Raw genomic sequence first — 14,607 nt, 5'->3', positions numbered from 1 at the left:
GAATGCAATGTTCTTTTTTTGTTCCTTGTTTCACTTCTGTTGATGACGGGATATAGAACCGGAAACGAGCGCGAGGATGTAAGTTTGGAAATCCGTTTCGATGCCGCCGGTGTCGTTTTCGAGGGCCGGCAGGTCCTGCAGCCGCTGTCTTTGACGTTGACGGAACGGCGTATCGGCGTAATCGGTCTCAATGGTTCCGGTAAGACCACCTTTGCCCGGCTGATCAACGGGCTGAACAAGCCAAGCGAGGGCAAGGTTTCGGTGAACGGTCTCGACACCGTGAGCGACGTCAGGACCATCCTGCAGATGGTCGGTTTCATCTTCCAAAATCCCCAAAACCAGATCATCCTGCCGATCGTGCGCGACGATGTCGCCTTCGGGCTGAAGCGGCTCGGCCTCGGCAAGGCCGAAACTGAAAATCGGGTGAAGGTCGTTCTGGCCAGACTCGGCATCGCGCAGCTGGAAGACCGGCGCGCGCATGAGCTTTCCGGCGGTGAGCTACAGCTTGCAGCGCTTGCCGCCCTTCTGGTGACCGAACCGCAAATCCTCATTCTCGATGAGCCAACCAACCAGCTTGATCTCAAAAACCGCGCAGTCGTGGAAATAACCATGGCGGCGCTGTCCCAGGCGCTGATTGTCATAACCCACGATCTGCCGTTGCTTCGGGGTTTCGACCGGGTGCTGGTTTTCCATGAGGGTGCGCTTATTGCAGATGCTGCACCTGAAGAGGCGGTGGCGCGCTATCTGGAGGTGGCGTCGCGATGAAATCGCTGCATGTCGAGGGCACAGGCTGGCTATACCGCGTCTCGCCGCGCCTCAAGCTTCTGACGCTCATGGGCTTCAGCATTGCATTGTTCCTCACCCGCGACTTGCTGGTTCTCGCATGCGCGATGGTTCTGGCCGCGCTAGTTCTGAGCGCGACGCGGCTGCCCCTCAAGGACATCGCCCTGCGGCTGCGGCCGGTGATGCTGACGATCTTCCTCGTCGCCGGCTTCAGCTATCTCCTGCTTCCGGCCCACGATGCCAGTGTCAATCTTATGCGGCTGACGGCACTTGCGTTGCTCGCCACCGCCGTCACCATCACCGTCAGCATTTCGCAGTTCATCGACGAAATTACATGTGCTGCCTCCCCGCTGGAAAGGCTGGGGCTGCTCAAGGCCGCCGATATCGGGCTTGCAGTCGGGCTGGTGGTGCGCTTCGTGCCTGAGATCGTCAACCGTTACCATGCGGTGCGCGATGCCCACCGGGCGCGTGGCCTGCCCGTGCGGATGGCGACCATCATCGTGCCGCTCGTCATTATGACGTTGAAGGATGCCGATGCCATTGCCGACGCCATTGACGCGCGCGGTTTCAGAGGCCAAAGCTGACGGCCAGACAACCATCCGGAGTTTCCGAGCCATGACGACCCGCGACCTTGTGCTGATTTCGCTGTTTTCCGCCATCATCATCGCGCTCGGGCTTTTGCCGCCGATCACGCTCGGTTTCATTCCGGTGCCGATTACCGCGCAGTCGCTCGGCGTCATGCTCGCCGGCGTCGTCCTCGGCGCAAAACGCGGCACGCTCGCGGTTCTGCTGACGATCCTGATTGCCGCCATCGGCCTGCCGGTGCTTTCGGGCGGACGTGGCGGTCTTTCGATCTTCACCACGCCGACAACGGGCTTCCTGATCGGCTGGATCGCAGCCGTTTTCGTCACCGGCACGCTCTCGGAAAAACTCGTCAATCGCAGCCAGTCCGCTCTGGCGCAGGGTGTTGGCTTTTTCGTCGCCAGCCTGATCGGCGGCGTGGTCGTGCTTTATGCTTTCGGCATCACCTACCTGGCGGTGGTCGTCGGTCTCGGTTTTGAAAAGGCTTTCATGGGTTCGCTCGCCTTCATCCCGGGTGATGCGCTGAAGGCCGTTCTGGCAGCCCTTGCCGGCCGCGCCGTCATGGCGGGTTATCCGCTGCTGCCGCAGCGCGCCTGAAAACACTTTCTTCGGGAGGAAAAGAATGGCGACGCGTTTATACGAACATCCGATCTTCCTTGAGCATATCACGCCTTCCGGCCATCCCGAGCGGCCGGACCGCCTGCGGTCGCTGAACATCGCGCTCGAACATCCGAATTTCGAGCGCCTTGATCGCAAAGAAGCGCCTCAGGCCAATGAAGACGCGGTGCTGCTGGCGCATCCGGAAGAGCATCTGCTTGCCGTGATGCGACAGATTCCGGAAGAGGATGGCGAAATCAACCGCATTGAGGCCGACACTTACGTTTCGCAAAAAAGCCTGCAGGCGGCGCTGAGCGGCATCGGCGCTGCAATGGCGGCAGTAGACGATGTCTTTACCGGCGCTGCCGACAATGTCTTCGTTGCAGCCCGCCCGCCTGGCCACCATGCCGAGACCGCCAAGGCCATGGGCTTCTGTCTTTTCAACAATGTGGCGATCGCCGCCCGCCACGCGCAGAAGGCGCATGGTGCCGAGCGCGTCGCCATCATTGACTGGGATGTGCACCACGGCAACGGCACGCAGGACATCTTCTGGAACGACACATCCGTGCTGTTCTGTTCCACCCACCAGATGCCGCTTTATCCGTGGAGCGGCGATAAAAACGAAACCGGCGTGAAGAACAACGTCGTCAACGCACCGCTTTCTCCCAACACCGGCAGCGAATATTTCCGCGAGGCATTCAAATCACGTGTTTTGCCGGCGATTGCGGATTTTTCGCCCGATCTCATTCTCATCTCCGCCGGTTTCGACGCGCATCACCGTGATCCGCTGGCGCAGATCAATCTGGTGGGAGAGGATTTCGACTGGGCGACGGGCCGGCTCTTGGAGATGGCGGATAAATACACTTCGAACCGGGTCGTCAGCCTGCTGGAAGGCGGTTATGATCTGGAAGGGCTGGCGGAATCGGCAGCCATGCATATTTTGAGAATGATGAAGGGTTGAACATGACGGAAAATGCCAACACAGCCGATGTCAGCGGTTATTCGTTCGAAAAAGCCGTCGCCGAGCTGGAAAGCATTGTCGCACGTCTGGAACGCGGCGACGTGGCGCTGGACGAATCCATCGCCATTTATGAGCGCGGCGAAGCCCTGAAGAAGCATTGCGAAACGCTGTTGAACGCTGCCGAAAAGCGCATCGAGAAGATCCGTCTCGACCGCGCCGGCAAGCCGCAGGGTGTGGAGCCGCTGGACGGGGAGTGATTGCGTTTAGGGTGAGCGTTCGGACGGGATTCGATAAGGTAGCCACCTCCCGATTTAAACACTCGACGTCATCCTCGGGCTTGTCCCGAGGATCTGCAATGCATTGATTTTCTTGACGTGTTTAGATCCTCGGGACAAGCCCGAGGATGACGGAGGAGAGGTTTGAGAACTTTCTCCGGCCGTAAGGTGTTCTCACAATGTCGTGTTAACAAGGATCGTTGACGCTGCGTTCGATATCGCGATGCTCCCCTCCCCCTCGGTTATGCTAAACTCCCGCCAGACGATACGAGGAGCTGACCATGTCCTTCTTTCCCGGTAACGATCCCGTCGCGGGCGATGCCTTTGCCTGCGACGCCATCGAGAACCTCATCATCCCCCGCACCAGCGATATTGGCGGCTTTGCGGTGCGGCGCGCGCTACCGACGCGGCAGCGGCGGCTTGTCGGTCCCTTCATCTTTTTCGATCGCATGGGTCCGGCGATACTGAAGGCCGGTGAGGCGCTGGATGTGAAGCCGCATCCGCATATCGGGCTTTCCACCGTCACCTATCTGTTCGACGGCGAAATCAAGCATCGAGACAGTCTCGGCACCGAGCTTGTCATCCGCCCCGGCGACATCAACCTGATGACGGCCGGGCGCGGCATCGTGCATTCGGAACGCACGCCGGAAAACCTGCGCGGCCATCCGCTTTCCATGTCGGGCCTCCAGACCTGGCTCGCCCTGCCCGACCATATGGAGGAAATCGACCCGGCCTTTGCCCACACGGCAAAGGAAGAGATGCCGCTGATCGATATCAAAGGCGCGTCGGGTCGTGTAGTGATCGGTGAATTCGAGGGCCTCACCTCCCCCGTTGCGGCCTTCACGGATACGCTTTATGTCGACCTGACGCTGGAGCCGGGGGCAAAGTTTCCCTTTTCCGCCGATCATGAGGAGCGGGCGATCTATATCCTGTCCGGCTCGCTGGATGTGGCGGGCGATATCTTCGCCGCCGACCAGTCGCTCGTCTTCCGGCCGGGTGACGACATCACGCTTCAGGCCGGCAGCAATGGCTGTCACATCATGATCTTTGGCGGGGCAGCGCTGAATGAGCGCCGATACATCTGGTGGAACTTCGTTTCGTCATCAAAAGAACGCATAGAACAGGCCAAACAGGAATGGAGAACGGGACGCTTCGACATCGTTCCCGGCGACGAAGAAGAGTTTGTCCCTTTGCCGGAAGGTTGAAATTCTATAGAAGTATACGACATGCATGGTTCACCCGGCGGCTTTCGCGATGAAAGACGTTCTCACGCGCCGCGCGGGGACCACCAGAAAAGGCCGAACGATTGACCGGAATGCCACAGACACCATTGCTTGACCGGGTGAATTTTCCCTCCGATCTCAAGGAGATCGATGATCGCGACTTGCCGGAACTGGCAAGGGAACTGCGCGACGAGATGATTGACGCCGTGTCGAAAACCGGTGGGCATCTGGGTGCCGGCCTTGGCGTTGTGGAATTGACGATTGCCATCCACAAGGTCTTCAACACGCCCGAAGACCGGCTGATCTTCGATGTCGGCCATCAATGTTACCCGCACAAGATCCTGACCGGCCGGCGTGATCGCATCCGCACGCTGCGGCAGGAAGGTGGCCTTTCCGGTTTCACCCGCCGTGCGGAAAGCGAATATGATGATTTCGGCGCCGGCCATTCTTCTACCTCCATTTCCGCCGGTCTCGGCATGGCGGTGGCGGCGGGCTTGGATGGCAGCGACCGCAAGGTCATTGCTGTCATCGGTGACGGTTCCATGTCTGCCGGCATGGCGTTTGAGGCACTGAACAATGCCGGCGCGCTCGATGCACGACTGATCGTCATCCTCAACGACAACGACATGTCCATTGCGCCGCCGACGGGCGCGATGAGCGCCTATCTGGCGCGTCTCGCCTCCGGCCGCACCTATATGGGTTTTCGCGATTTCGGCAAGAAGCTGACGGCGTATCTCGGGAAGACGATCGACCGCGCCATTACCCGCGCCGTGACCCATGCGCGCGGTTACGTGACCGGCGGCACGCTGTTCGAGGAGCTTGGTTTCTATCACATCGGCCCGATCGACGGTCACTCCTTCGACCACCTTTTGCCGGTGCTGCGCAATGTGCGCGACAACCAGAAAGGCCCTGTCCTCATCCATGTGGTGACGCAGAAGGGCAAGGGTTATGCGCCGGCGGAAGCCGCAGCCGACAAATATCACGGCGTCAACAAGTTCGACGTCATCACCGGCGCGCAGGCGAAAGCCAAGCCGAATGCGCCGAGCTATACCAGCGTCTTTGCCGAGGCGCTGATCCAGGAAGCCACACTCGATGAGAAAATCATCGGTGTGACGGCCGCGATGCCCAACGGTACCGGCCTCGACAAGATGGCCGAGCTGTTCCCGGCGCGCACCTTCGATGTCGGCATTGCCGAACAGCATGCCGTCACCTTTGCGGCGGGGCTTGCGGCTGACGGTTACAAGCCGTTCTGCGCGCTTTATTCCACCTTCCTGCAACGCGGTTACGACCAGCTGGTGCATGATGTGGCGATCCAGAGCCTGCCCGTGCGTTTCCCGATCGACCGCGCCGGTTTTGTCGGCGCCGACGGGCCGACCCATGCCGGCTCCTTCGACACGACTTTCCTCGCCACCCTCCCCGGCATGGTAGTTATGGCGGCCTCGGATGAGGCGGAGCTGAAACATATGGTCCGCACGGCGGCCGCCTATGACGAAGGCCCGATTTCCTTCCGTTATCCGCGCGGAGAAGGTGTCGGCGTCGAGATGCCCGCGCGTGGGGAGATTCTTCAGATCGGTAAGGGTCGCATCATCAAGGAAGGCACGAAGGTTGCCTTGCTTTCCTTCGGAACCCGCCTTGCGGAATGCCTGGCGGCGGCCGAAGACCTGGACGCCGCCGGCCTTTCCACCACGGTTGCCGATGCGCGCTTCGCCAAGCCGCTCGATCTCGATCTCATCCGACAGCTTGCCGCCCATCACGAGGTTCTGGTGACGATAGAAGAAGGCTCGGTCGGCGGTTTTGGCGCACATGTGCTGCATTTCATGGCAAGCGCCGGCCTGCTCGATCACGGCCTCAAGGTGCGGACACTCACACTGCCCGACCAGTGGGTGGAACAGGCCAAGCCAGAGACCATGTATGCCAATGCCGGCCTCGACCGGGCCGGCATCATTTCCACGGTGTTCAATGCGCTCGGCCAGCGTCAGGCCGGCGTCGGTTTCGCCGGCTGACAAAACTGCCGGGACAGGAGGCGGGACTATCCCGCCTTTACCTCAGGATGCCGCGCCGTCGAGAAAACCAACGACATTTTCGATCCGGCCCTCGGCATCGTGGCTGACGACATCGGTGCCACCAGCCACATCGTCCCCGTCAGGCGAGATAAGGCGCCAGGCGAAACGGGTGAAGTTGCCGTGTCCGTCCGGGGTGCCGGCAAGAACGAAACGATATCCCGGAAATTTCTGCCGCGCCGCCTCGATCATGGCGGCAATCCCCTGCTGGCCTTCGCCCTGCATCAGCGGATCGACGTAGCGCGTATTTTCTGCCCATGCCTGACCGATGAGGTGCCTGCGGCGTTCATTGTCTTCCTCATTCCAGGCTGCGAGATAGGTTTCGGCGATTGCGAGATGCTGCGTCATGATTGTGCTCCTTGTGGTTGACGGCCCAAACATGCCGGGGGTCGGGAAGCGGAACAATTACCTCCGAGGTAATCGCATCGGCGATATCTTCTGCTAGGCTGCGGGGCATGACACATCATCGAGAACATGTCGGCCAGGTGCTGAAGGAATGGCGAGCCCGCCGCAGATTGAGCCAGCTGGATCTGGCGGTGGAGGCTGAAATATCAGCACGCCATCTGAGCTTCGTTGAAAGCGGGCGATCATCGCCCAGCCGCGACATGCTGGTGAGGCTGGCGGAGCAGCTTTCGATGCCGGCCCGCGCCGCTAACCGGCTGATGCTGGCTGCAGGTTATGCACCCGTTCATTCCGAACGATCACTGGATGCACCTGATATGGCAGCCGCCCGGCAAGCCGTCGAAACGGTAGTGCATGGGCATATGCCATTCCCCGCTCTCGCCGTCGACCGGCACTGGAATGTCATTCTCGCCAATGGGGCGATCACATCGCTTCTGGCCGGCGTTTCAGAAGAGCTGCTTTACCCGCCTCTCAACGCCTTGAGGCTGAGCCTGCATCCGCTGGGTCTGAGTTCACGCATCGTCAATCTGGCCGAATGGCGCCACCACCTGCTGGAACGCCTGCGCCGTCAGGTCGAGGAAACCGGAGACGAAGTGCTTTCTCGGCTGCATGCGGAGCTTGCGGCCTATCCCGCGCCAAAGGTCGCCCCGCATTCCACCGGGGCCGACTCTCTGGCCATACCGCTCCAGCTTCGCGATCCATCTTCGGGCGGCATATTGAGCTTCATTTCAACCACCACGGTTTTCGGGACGGCGACGGACGTCACGCTCTCCGAACTCGTGCTGGAGTGTTTTTATCCCGCCGACGCAGCAACCCGCAACGCACTGATGCAAGGCGCCAAGGAGTAAGACCCGTGCACACCACCTATCTTATCGGCTTTCAGGTCCGTCCAGCCCAGCGCGAACGTTTTCTGGAATTGCTGAATGCGCTGCTCGACGCCATGCGGCACGAAAAGACCTTCGTGAACGCAACCCTGCACCGGGATTGCGAAAACGAGAACCGGTTCCTGCTGCATGAGACCTGGACTGACCATCAGGACGTCATCGACGTTCAGATCCACCGGCCCTATCGGCAGGCATGGCACGATGCCCTGCCCGAGCTTCTGGACGCGCCGCGCGATATTTCCGTCTGGCATCCCATGCGGGCGGATCACGCTCACGGAGCTTAGACGCGCGAGTGCCCTGCATTTGCCAGCAGCTCAAACGTTTTCTCCAGATCTTTCGATTTGACCAGCAGGTGATCGCCATCGAAAGTGGAAACCACGAATATCCCGATGTCGTTGGTCGATAGCGGTTCGATCACCGAAAGCACGATGCCGGTCTCATCAAAGGCGAACGGGCCCTGAAGTTTGAGACAGTTCCAGCCGGTGTCGGCCTTAACATCATGAGGGATACGCTCCTGACGGCAAACGACGGAAAGCTCATCATCAGTCCGGCTGATGCTGAGAAAACCTGTGCCATCGGCCCAGGCTGGAATGGATGCATCGGCAGAAAGCCGGGCCACTCCGTAGGTGCCCTCAAGGAGCCTTAACTTAACGCGAGGCGCCATCTGTAAACTGCCTTCCCGAAAGCCAGAGGCTTTCCTTGGGTTGAAGGGGAGGATCAAATGCCTCCCCAGAAGGCCATATTATCAGTTTCAAAGCTTGATGGCCGTTTCTTCTTTCGCCGTCTTGATGACGACCATGGTGAAAAAGCGTGCCACATTGTGCTGATCGCGGAACAAGCGGTCGCACAGGGCGTCGAATTCTTCCATATCCCGCAGGCGTAACATCAGTACGACATCGCTTGCGCCGGTGACGGCATAAGCCTGCGACACCGCCTCCTCCGCGCAGGCAATATCCAGAAAGCGGCGCATCTGCTGCTCACCGTGCAGTTTCAGCTCCACCGTCACCAGAGCCTTGAGCACGCGTCCCGCCTTTGCCGGGTTGAGGATCGCCACGATGCGGTCGATCACGCCCGACTTGCGCAGCCGCTGCAGGCGGCGCAGGCAACTGGACGGCGACAGCCCGACTTCGTCAGCCATATCCACATTGGTGCGCGAGGCATCGTTCTGCAAAAGGTTCAGAAGTTTCCGGTCGATCCTGTCCATGCGGGCAGCATATCGCCCGCCGCCATCTTTGCAATAAAATTGCATGAAACTGCAATCTCTGACCGCAAATGCGAACCGGCCTGGAGTAGTGGATGGAAACAACTTTCAGGGGAGCCTTCATATGTCAGTTCTACAGACCGTCTGGCAAAAAACGCGGGAAACGCTTGCAATCTACTGGGTATTGGTGCGGATCACGGTCCCGATCGCCATACTGACCGAGCTGCTATCAAGGATGGGGGCAATCGAGGCGGTGGCGCCTGCCTTTGCGCCGGTCATGAACCTCATCGGCCTGCCGCCTGAACTCGGCCTTGCCTGGCTGACCGCGATGCTGGTCGGCATATGGGGTGCCGTGCCGCTCATCTTCACGTTGGTTCCCGCGTCGTCACTGACCGTGGCTGATATCACCGTTTTTTCGGCGCTCATCCTGTTCGCCCATGGCCTGCCAATCGAACAGAAAATCATCGAAAAGGCGGGCCCCGGCATGATCGTCACGACGGGGCTGCGCGTCGGCGGCGGATTGCTTTATGCCTTTCTCCTGCACCAGCTTCTGGAATCGACCGGCTGGTTGTCGGGACCGGCGAGCCCGGCCTGGATTGCGATGAGCGCCACGCCTGAATGGTCCGCCTATTTCCTCGGTCTCGGTGAAACCATGGCCTGGATGCTCGCCATCCTCCTTGCCCTTTCCCTTTGCCTTGAAATTCTCAGGCTGACCGGCCTGCTCGCGCTGATGATGAAAGCGCTCTCGCCCCTGCTGCGTCTTGCAGGCATTCGCGGCGAAGCCGAGCATCTCACTGCCATCGGGTTGTTCCTCGGCATTTCCTACGGCGCGGGTTTCCTGATCCGCGAGGCGCAATCGGGGACGATATCACCGCGGCAGGTATTTCTGTCCTGCGTCTTCATGGGGTTTGCCCATAGCGTGATTGAAGACACGCTTGTGGTCATGTCGCTGGGTGCGGATGTCTACGGGGTTCTCGCCGGACGTCTCGTTTTCGCCATTGCCGCAACCGCCGTCATTGCCGCCCTGCTCCACCGCCTGTCGGATGAGCTTTTTTTTGCACGGATGTTCCGGCTACAGCGCGCCTAGGCGGCCTCCCATTTAAAAATGCCGACGCAAAAAGGGGGCCTTTCGGCCCCCGATCCGTAGGTTCAATCTGAAGCCCCGCTCAAAACTCCGTCCAGTCCTGATCCTTCGCGGCCGGCGCTTCGGCAGCACCACCGAAGGCGCGGGCAAGGCTCTGGCCGAGTGCACGGGCCGGCGATGCGACAGGCCTTGCTGTTGCAGAGGCCGATTTTACCGGAGCCTTGCGGATCGGCGCGGCCGGCGCAGGCTGGAAGGCAGGCTTGGCCGAAGATGGGCGCGGAGCGGAATATCCGCCGGCGCTCGCAACGGCGGTGCGTGCGCCGCCCATCCTGAACTGGCCAAGCAGGCTGTTCAGCGCTTCCGCTTCGCGGGCCAGCGAATGGCTGGCGGCGGTCTGCTGCTCCACCATGGCGGCGTTCTGCTGCGTGCCCTGATCCATGGTGTTCACGGCCGTGTTGATTTCCTGCAGGCCGGTGGCCTGTTCGCGGGCAGCGACAACGATGGCGCTGACATGGGCGTTGATCTCTTCGACTTCCGAGACGATGAGTTCCAGCGCCTTACCGGTTTCATCGACGAGATTGACGCCGTTTTCCACCTGCTGGCTGGAAGCGCTGATCAAGGTCTTGATTTCCTTGGCGGCATTGGCCGAACGCTGGGCAAGTTCGCGGACTTCCTGCGCGACCACCGCAAAGCCCTTGCCGGCATCACCGGCACGGGCGGCTTCCACACCGGCATTCAGCGCCAGGAGGTTGGTCTGGAAAGCGATATCGTCGATGACGCCGATGATGTTGCCGATTTCGCCCGAGGACTTCTCGATCTCGCGCATCGCGGCAACCGCCTTGCGGACCACAACACCCGACTTTTCCGCACCGGCGCGGGCGCGCTGGACCAGATTGCCGGCATCTTCCGCACCACGGGCGCTATCACGCACGGTGGTGGTGACTTCTTCGAGCGCCGCAGCGGTCTCTTCGATGGAGGCCGCCTGCTGTTCGGTGCGGCGCGACAGGTCGTCGGCGGCGGAGAGCATTTCCGAAGCGCCGGCATTGATGGCGGCCGCGTTCTCGCCGACCGTGCGCAATGCCTGCTGGAGTTTTTCGACGGCGCTGTTGAAATTCACACGAATCGGATCAATCGCAGGCGCAAAAGGCGTTTCAATGCGATAGGAAAGATCGCCATCCGCGAGAGCCGCAAGGCCCTTGCCAAGCTCGGCGCTGGCAAAAGCGCTGGCGGCTTCGTCCCTGGCTTTTTCTTCCTCGGTGCGGCGACGTTCTGCTTCCGTCGCGGAGCGCATGCGATCGGTCTCACCGGCAAGGCGAGCTTTTTCAAGCCCGGCTTCCTTGAAGACCATTACAGCCTTTGCCATCTTGCCGACTTCGTCGCCACGATCCGTGGCCGGAACTTCCGTCGTCAGATCGCCATCGGCAAGCCGGCTCATCGCCGCTGTCATGCCGACGATGGGCGTAACGATGGAGCGCGAAAGCGCCCAGATCAGGATCACGGCGAGAAGGCCGGCGACGGCGCCACCGCCGAGAAGGGCATATTCCAGCTTGCGGGCAGCAGCCTGCTGTTCTGCAGCGTAAGCGGTGGACAGGCCATTCAGCTGTTCCTTGATCTTGGCGGCCGAGGCGCGGAAGCCGTCAAGCTGGCCCTTGGCCTGATTACGGCCGATTTCGATGATTTCGGAAATCGGCGCTTCGGTCGTTTTGCGTGCGGCGATCTGCGGTTCCGCCAGTTCCTTGAAGAACACGGTGGCGGATTTCTGCATGTCGTCGATGGATTTCAGGATGTCCGGCTGGCCGGCAGCAAGGGCGCGCGCTTCATCAAGCTTCTTCAGCATGATATCGCGCTGGGCGAACACGTCATTATAGGTGCTGTCACTGCGGAACAGCAGGAAGCCGCGCTGATTGACGGCCTGTTCCAGCATGGCTGCTGTCGCGCCATCCACGGCCTGGATGATATCCTTGGTGCGGTTGTTTTCAATCGTGACACGCTCGCTCCCCAGCGTCTGCCAGAATACGACCGCGGAAGCGAGCAGGCACACGCCCATCAAGGCACAGAAGGTGGCTATGAGCTTCAGATTAATGGGGAGATTTTTCAGCGACATCGCAAACTCTCTCGGCGACCCGATGCCTCGGAGCAAGCGTCTGCGCTGCAACGGCCGCAATTTCAGAAATGGGAGAAGATGCCATCATGGCGGGTTCCGACCGGCCGCACGGGCCTTGGCACACCCTGCAATACAAGCCTTTATATTGGATTAATCTGATATGCTGATTTTGCGGCGCAAAAGCCTCATAAGGCCGTGGCTCAGGCGCTGTCGGCTCCGCATCGCGATAAATCGCTTGCATCGGCGGAGTTTGGCAGTCATTGACACGGGATCATGTCCAAAACACCTGAAAATGAACGGCTTGACCAGCTTCTCGTGTCGCTCGGCCACTTCGCCAGTCGCTCGCGTGCGCGCGACGCGATTGCGCGCGGCACCGTGAGCGTCAACGGCAAGACCGTCACCAAACCGAGCCAGACCGTCGCCGGCAATGCCGAGATCGCCATCAGCGATCCAGCGCAGGCCTATGTTTCCCGCGCAGCTCTGAAACTCGTGGCCGCACTCGATCATTTCGGGCTCGATCCTTCCGGCCATCACTGTCTTGACGTCGGCGCTTCCACAGGCGGTTTTACCGAGGTGCTGCTGGAACGGGGCGCCAGCCACGTCATCGCCATCGATGTCGGTCACGGGCAGATGCATGCAAGGATCGCGAACGATCCGCGTGTCACCAATCTGGAGGGGCTGAATGCCCGCTTCCTGACGGCGGACGATATCGATGACCAGCCCATCGGCTTCATTGTCTCGGACGTGTCCTTCATTTCGCTGAAGCTCGCGCTCGCCCCGGCGCTTGATCTTGCTGAGCCGGGTGCTCGTGCTGTCCTGTTGGTGAAACCGCAATTCGAGGCAGGGCGTGACGCCATCAGCAAGGCCGGGCTTCTGAAGGAACCCGAAACCGCGCCCGCAGTGGCGGCCGAACTGGAGCGCTGGCTGACGGAGGAGATGGGCTGGAAAAGTCTCGGCCTCATTCCCTCGCCGATTTCCGGCGGTGACGGCAATGTCGAATTTCTTCTCGGAGGCGAAAAGCCATGAGCACACAAACCGTCACCATCAAGAGCCTCGGCGCCCAGGGCGATGGCATTGCGCACTGTCCCGACGGCCCGGTCTATGTGCCCTTCGCGTTGCCCGGCGAGACGGTCGCCATCGCCAAGGTGAAGGATCACGGCACCGTCATGTCGATTACGGAAGCCTCACCCGAGCGCCGTACACCCGCCTGCCGCCATTTCGGCCCGGAGGGCAAGAATGGCACCTGCGGCGGCTGTTCGCTGCAACATCTCGCCGACGAGCCTTACCATGCATACAAGCGGGAACTGGTGGTCTCGGCACTGAAATCGAAGGGCTTGACGCCCGATGTGGATAATCTCGTCATCTGTCGCCCCGGCGAGCGCCGCCGTGCGGTGTTCGCGGCCCGCAAGACGGAAAAGGGCCTGCTGCTCGGCTTCAGCCAGGCGAACAGCCACCACATCGTCGCCATTGAGGAATGTCCCGTCACCTCGCCCGGCATCGTCTCGCGACTGGATGCCATCCGCGCCATCGGACTTTCAATGGTGGCGAATGCGGAACCCTTCCGGATGACGGTGCTGGAGACCCTTTCCGGCCTCGATATTTCCGTCGACGGCATTAAGTCGGTCAGCGACAAGCAGCGCCGCACGCTCACGGAAACGGTTCTTGCCATGCGCGGCATTGCGCGTGTTTCCCTGTCGGGGGAAATATTGATCGAGCCCCAGAAGCCGATCATCGAGTTTGGCGGGGTGGCGGTATCGCCCCCGGCCGGCAGCTTCACGCAGGCGACGAAGCAGGCGGAGGACGCCATGGCGGAGCTCGTGCTTGCCCATGTCGGCAAGTCCAAACGCATTGCCGATCTCTTCTGCGGCTCCGGTACATTTGCGCTGCGGCTTGCGCGCGTTGGCAAGGTGCATGCGGTGGAGGCGGAAGACAAGCCGCTGAAGGCGCTGGATTTCGCCGCCCGCAACACGCAGGGCCTGAAGCCGGTCAGCGTCGAGAAGCGCGATCTCTTCCGCCGCCCCCTGATGACAAGCGAGCTCAAGAATTACGACGCCGTCGTCTTCGATCCGCCACGCGCGGGCGCGGAATTCCAGTGCAAGGAACTGGCACGCAGCACGGTAAAGAAGATCGTGGCCGTGAGCTGCAACCCGCTGACACTGGCGCGCGATCTCGCCATCCTGACCGAGGGCGGCTATCGCATCACCCGCGTCACGCCGGTCGACCAGTTCCTGTGGTCGCCGCATGTGGAAGCGGTGGCGACGCTGGAGAAATAAGCAATCCGGGCGAAGAGCCGCTCAGCGACGCTGAGGCAACGCAACGATTCATATGCCCGCAATCCCAACAGCTCTCATTCCTGTGCTTGTCGCAGGAATGAGAGTGGAGATGAAGCCTGGGAGCCTTACCAGGCCGTATCGACCGTGCCGTTGCCCACCACTCCCGAGCAGCGGCAGG

The 14,607-nt window shown here is 60.8% G+C and carries 16 protein-coding genes; 12 read left to right on the top strand and 4 right to left on the bottom strand.

Annotated elements, in window-relative coordinates:
• Positions 1-84 precede the first annotated feature (84 nt).
• The 7 genes from DOU54_RS17585 to dxs all read left to right on the top strand — a co-directional run bounded on the left by DOU54_RS17585 (position 85) and on the right by dxs (position 6,424).
• Positions 85-765, top strand: coding sequence for an energy-coupling factor ABC transporter ATP-binding protein (locus DOU54_RS17585; RefSeq protein ID WP_006699883.1), 681 nt, complete (start codon positions 85-87; stop codon positions 763-765).
• On the top strand, positions 762-1,367 hold the full coding sequence (locus DOU54_RS17580; RefSeq protein ID WP_113380992.1) for an energy-coupling factor transporter transmembrane component T family protein: 606 nt from the start codon (positions 762-764) through the stop codon (positions 1,365-1,367). The genes DOU54_RS17585 and DOU54_RS17580 overlap by 4 nt, the downstream gene beginning before the upstream one ends.
• A 31-nt stretch (positions 1,368-1,398) precedes the next feature.
• Positions 1,399-1,962 carry a biotin transporter BioY gene (locus tag DOU54_RS17575; protein ID WP_004440332.1) on the top strand — a complete coding sequence of 188 codons (564 nt, stop codon included), beginning with the start codon at positions 1,399-1,401 and terminating at the stop codon, positions 1,960-1,962.
• A 25-nt stretch (positions 1,963-1,987) separates the two neighbouring features.
• A complete protein-coding gene (locus DOU54_RS17570) occupies positions 1,988-2,923 on the top strand; it encodes a histone deacetylase family protein (RefSeq protein WP_113380993.1) in 936 nt (311 codons plus the stop codon).
• 2 nt (positions 2,924-2,925) lie between these two features.
• Positions 2,926-3,180 carry an exodeoxyribonuclease VII small subunit gene (locus tag DOU54_RS17565; RefSeq protein WP_003503059.1) on the top strand — a complete coding sequence of 85 codons (255 nt, stop codon included), beginning with the start codon at positions 2,926-2,928 and terminating at the stop codon, positions 3,178-3,180.
• Positions 3,181-3,479: 299 nt separating this feature from the next.
• Positions 3,480-4,403: a pirin family protein gene (locus tag DOU54_RS17560; protein WP_113380994.1), complete on the top strand. Its 924-nt coding sequence runs from the start codon at positions 3,480-3,482 to the stop codon at positions 4,401-4,403.
• Between the two features lie 101 nt (positions 4,404-4,504).
• Positions 4,505-6,424 (top strand): 1-deoxy-D-xylulose-5-phosphate synthase, encoded by a 1,920-nt coding sequence (dxs, locus tag DOU54_RS17555; protein WP_113380995.1) that lies wholly within the window; start codon positions 4,505-4,507, stop codon positions 6,422-6,424.
• 42 nt (positions 6,425-6,466) lie between these two features.
• Here dxs and DOU54_RS17550 read toward each other — a convergent pair whose 3' ends face one another.
• Positions 6,467-6,829 (bottom strand): nuclear transport factor 2 family protein, encoded by a 363-nt coding sequence (locus DOU54_RS17550; protein WP_037090797.1) that lies wholly within the window; start codon positions 6,827-6,829, stop codon positions 6,467-6,469.
• A 107-nt stretch (positions 6,830-6,936) separates the two neighbouring features.
• On the opposite strand from DOU54_RS17550, the gene DOU54_RS17545 reads away from it, so the two are divergent.
• Together DOU54_RS17545 and DOU54_RS17540 are read left to right on the top strand one after the other, a co-directional pair.
• The gene (locus DOU54_RS17545) at positions 6,937-7,731 is read left to right on the top strand and encodes a helix-turn-helix domain-containing protein (RefSeq protein ID WP_113380996.1); all 795 of its coding nucleotides are present in this window, start codon (positions 6,937-6,939) and stop codon (positions 7,729-7,731) included.
• Between the two features lie 5 nt (positions 7,732-7,736).
• Positions 7,737-8,051: a putative quinol monooxygenase gene (locus DOU54_RS17540; protein WP_035209397.1), complete on the top strand. Its 315-nt coding sequence runs from the start codon at positions 7,737-7,739 to the stop codon at positions 8,049-8,051.
• On the opposite strand, the gene DOU54_RS17535 is transcribed toward DOU54_RS17540, so the two are convergent.
• Both DOU54_RS17535 and DOU54_RS17530 read right to left on the bottom strand, forming a co-directional pair.
• Positions 8,048-8,431, bottom strand: a complete 384-nt coding sequence (locus tag DOU54_RS17535) for an ACT domain-containing protein (RefSeq protein ID WP_113380997.1) — start codon at positions 8,429-8,431, stop codon at positions 8,048-8,050. The two genes, DOU54_RS17540 and DOU54_RS17535, sit on opposite strands and share 4 nt — an antisense overlap.
• A gap of 87 nt (positions 8,432-8,518) precedes the next feature.
• Positions 8,519-8,971: an Lrp/AsnC family transcriptional regulator gene (locus DOU54_RS17530; RefSeq protein WP_022555720.1), complete on the bottom strand. Its 453-nt coding sequence runs from the start codon at positions 8,969-8,971 to the stop codon at positions 8,519-8,521.
• 121 nt (positions 8,972-9,092) lie between these two features.
• Between DOU54_RS17530 and DOU54_RS17525 the strand changes: the two genes are divergently transcribed.
• Complete coding sequence (locus tag DOU54_RS17525) at positions 9,093-10,055, top strand: nucleoside recognition domain-containing protein (RefSeq protein WP_077986700.1); 963 nt, start codon at positions 9,093-9,095, stop codon at positions 10,053-10,055.
• Positions 10,056-10,134: 79 nt separating this feature from the next.
• Here DOU54_RS17525 and DOU54_RS17520 read toward each other — a convergent pair whose 3' ends face one another.
• Positions 10,135-12,156, bottom strand: a complete 2,022-nt coding sequence (locus DOU54_RS17520) for a methyl-accepting chemotaxis protein (protein ID WP_113380998.1) — start codon at positions 12,154-12,156, stop codon at positions 10,135-10,137.
• A 273-nt stretch (positions 12,157-12,429) separates the two neighbouring features.
• On the opposite strand from DOU54_RS17520, the gene DOU54_RS17515 reads away from it, so the two are divergent.
• Together DOU54_RS17515 and DOU54_RS17510 are read left to right on the top strand one after the other, a co-directional pair.
• Positions 12,430-13,182, top strand: a complete 753-nt coding sequence (locus DOU54_RS17515; protein ID WP_022555717.1) for a TlyA family RNA methyltransferase — start codon at positions 12,430-12,432, stop codon at positions 13,180-13,182.
• The gene (locus DOU54_RS17510) at positions 13,179-14,429 is read left to right on the top strand and encodes a class I SAM-dependent RNA methyltransferase (protein ID WP_037090804.1); all 1,251 of its coding nucleotides are present in this window, start codon (positions 13,179-13,181) and stop codon (positions 14,427-14,429) included. Before DOU54_RS17515 ends, DOU54_RS17510 begins: the two co-directional genes overlap by 4 nt.
• The last annotated feature ends 178 nt before the right edge of the window (positions 14,430-14,607 follow it).

The sequence above is a fragment of the Agrobacterium sp. MS2 genome (genome assembly GCF_003261015.1).
GTDB classification, from domain to species: domain Bacteria; phylum Pseudomonadota; class Alphaproteobacteria; order Rhizobiales; family Rhizobiaceae; genus Agrobacterium; species Agrobacterium pusense.
Note: the sequence above shows the minus strand (reverse complement) of the source record. Positions and strands in the feature narration are given on the sequence as shown.

What these genes read in the sequence shown, in the direction of transcription:
- DOU54_RS17580 (WP_113380992.1), top strand. Translation starts at nt 762, where the DNA reads ATGAAATCGCTGCATGTCGAGGGCACAGGCTGGCTATACCGCGTCTCG.
- DOU54_RS17575 (WP_004440332.1), top strand. Translation starts at nt 1,399, where the DNA reads ATGACGACCCGCGACCTTGTGCTGATTTCGCTGTTTTCCGCCATCATC.
- DOU54_RS17570 (WP_113380993.1), top strand. Translation starts at nt 1,988, where the DNA reads ATGGCGACGCGTTTATACGAACATCCGATCTTCCTTGAGCATATCACG.
- DOU54_RS17565 (WP_003503059.1), top strand. Translation starts at nt 2,926, where the DNA reads ATGACGGAAAATGCCAACACAGCCGATGTCAGCGGTTATTCGTTCGAA.
- DOU54_RS17560 (WP_113380994.1), top strand. Translation starts at nt 3,480, where the DNA reads ATGTCCTTCTTTCCCGGTAACGATCCCGTCGCGGGCGATGCCTTTGCC.
- DOU54_RS17550 (WP_037090797.1), bottom strand. Translation starts at nt 6,829, where the DNA reads ATGACGCAGCATCTCGCAATCGCCGAAACCTATCTCGCAGCCTGGAAT.
- DOU54_RS17545 (WP_113380996.1), top strand. Translation starts at nt 6,937, where the DNA reads ATGACACATCATCGAGAACATGTCGGCCAGGTGCTGAAGGAATGGCGA.
- DOU54_RS17535 (WP_113380997.1), bottom strand. Translation starts at nt 8,431, where the DNA reads ATGGCGCCTCGCGTTAAGTTAAGGCTCCTTGAGGGCACCTACGGAGTG.
- DOU54_RS17530 (WP_022555720.1), bottom strand. Translation starts at nt 8,971, where the DNA reads ATGGACAGGATCGACCGGAAACTTCTGAACCTTTTGCAGAACGATGCC.
- DOU54_RS17525 (WP_077986700.1), top strand. Translation starts at nt 9,093, where the DNA reads ATGTCAGTTCTACAGACCGTCTGGCAAAAAACGCGGGAAACGCTTGCA.
- DOU54_RS17520 (WP_113380998.1), bottom strand. Translation starts at nt 12,156, where the DNA reads ATGTCGCTGAAAAATCTCCCCATTAATCTGAAGCTCATAGCCACCTTC.
- DOU54_RS17515 (WP_022555717.1), top strand. Translation starts at nt 12,430, where the DNA reads ATGTCCAAAACACCTGAAAATGAACGGCTTGACCAGCTTCTCGTGTCG.
- DOU54_RS17510 (WP_037090804.1), top strand. Translation starts at nt 13,179, where the DNA reads ATGAGCACACAAACCGTCACCATCAAGAGCCTCGGCGCCCAGGGCGAT.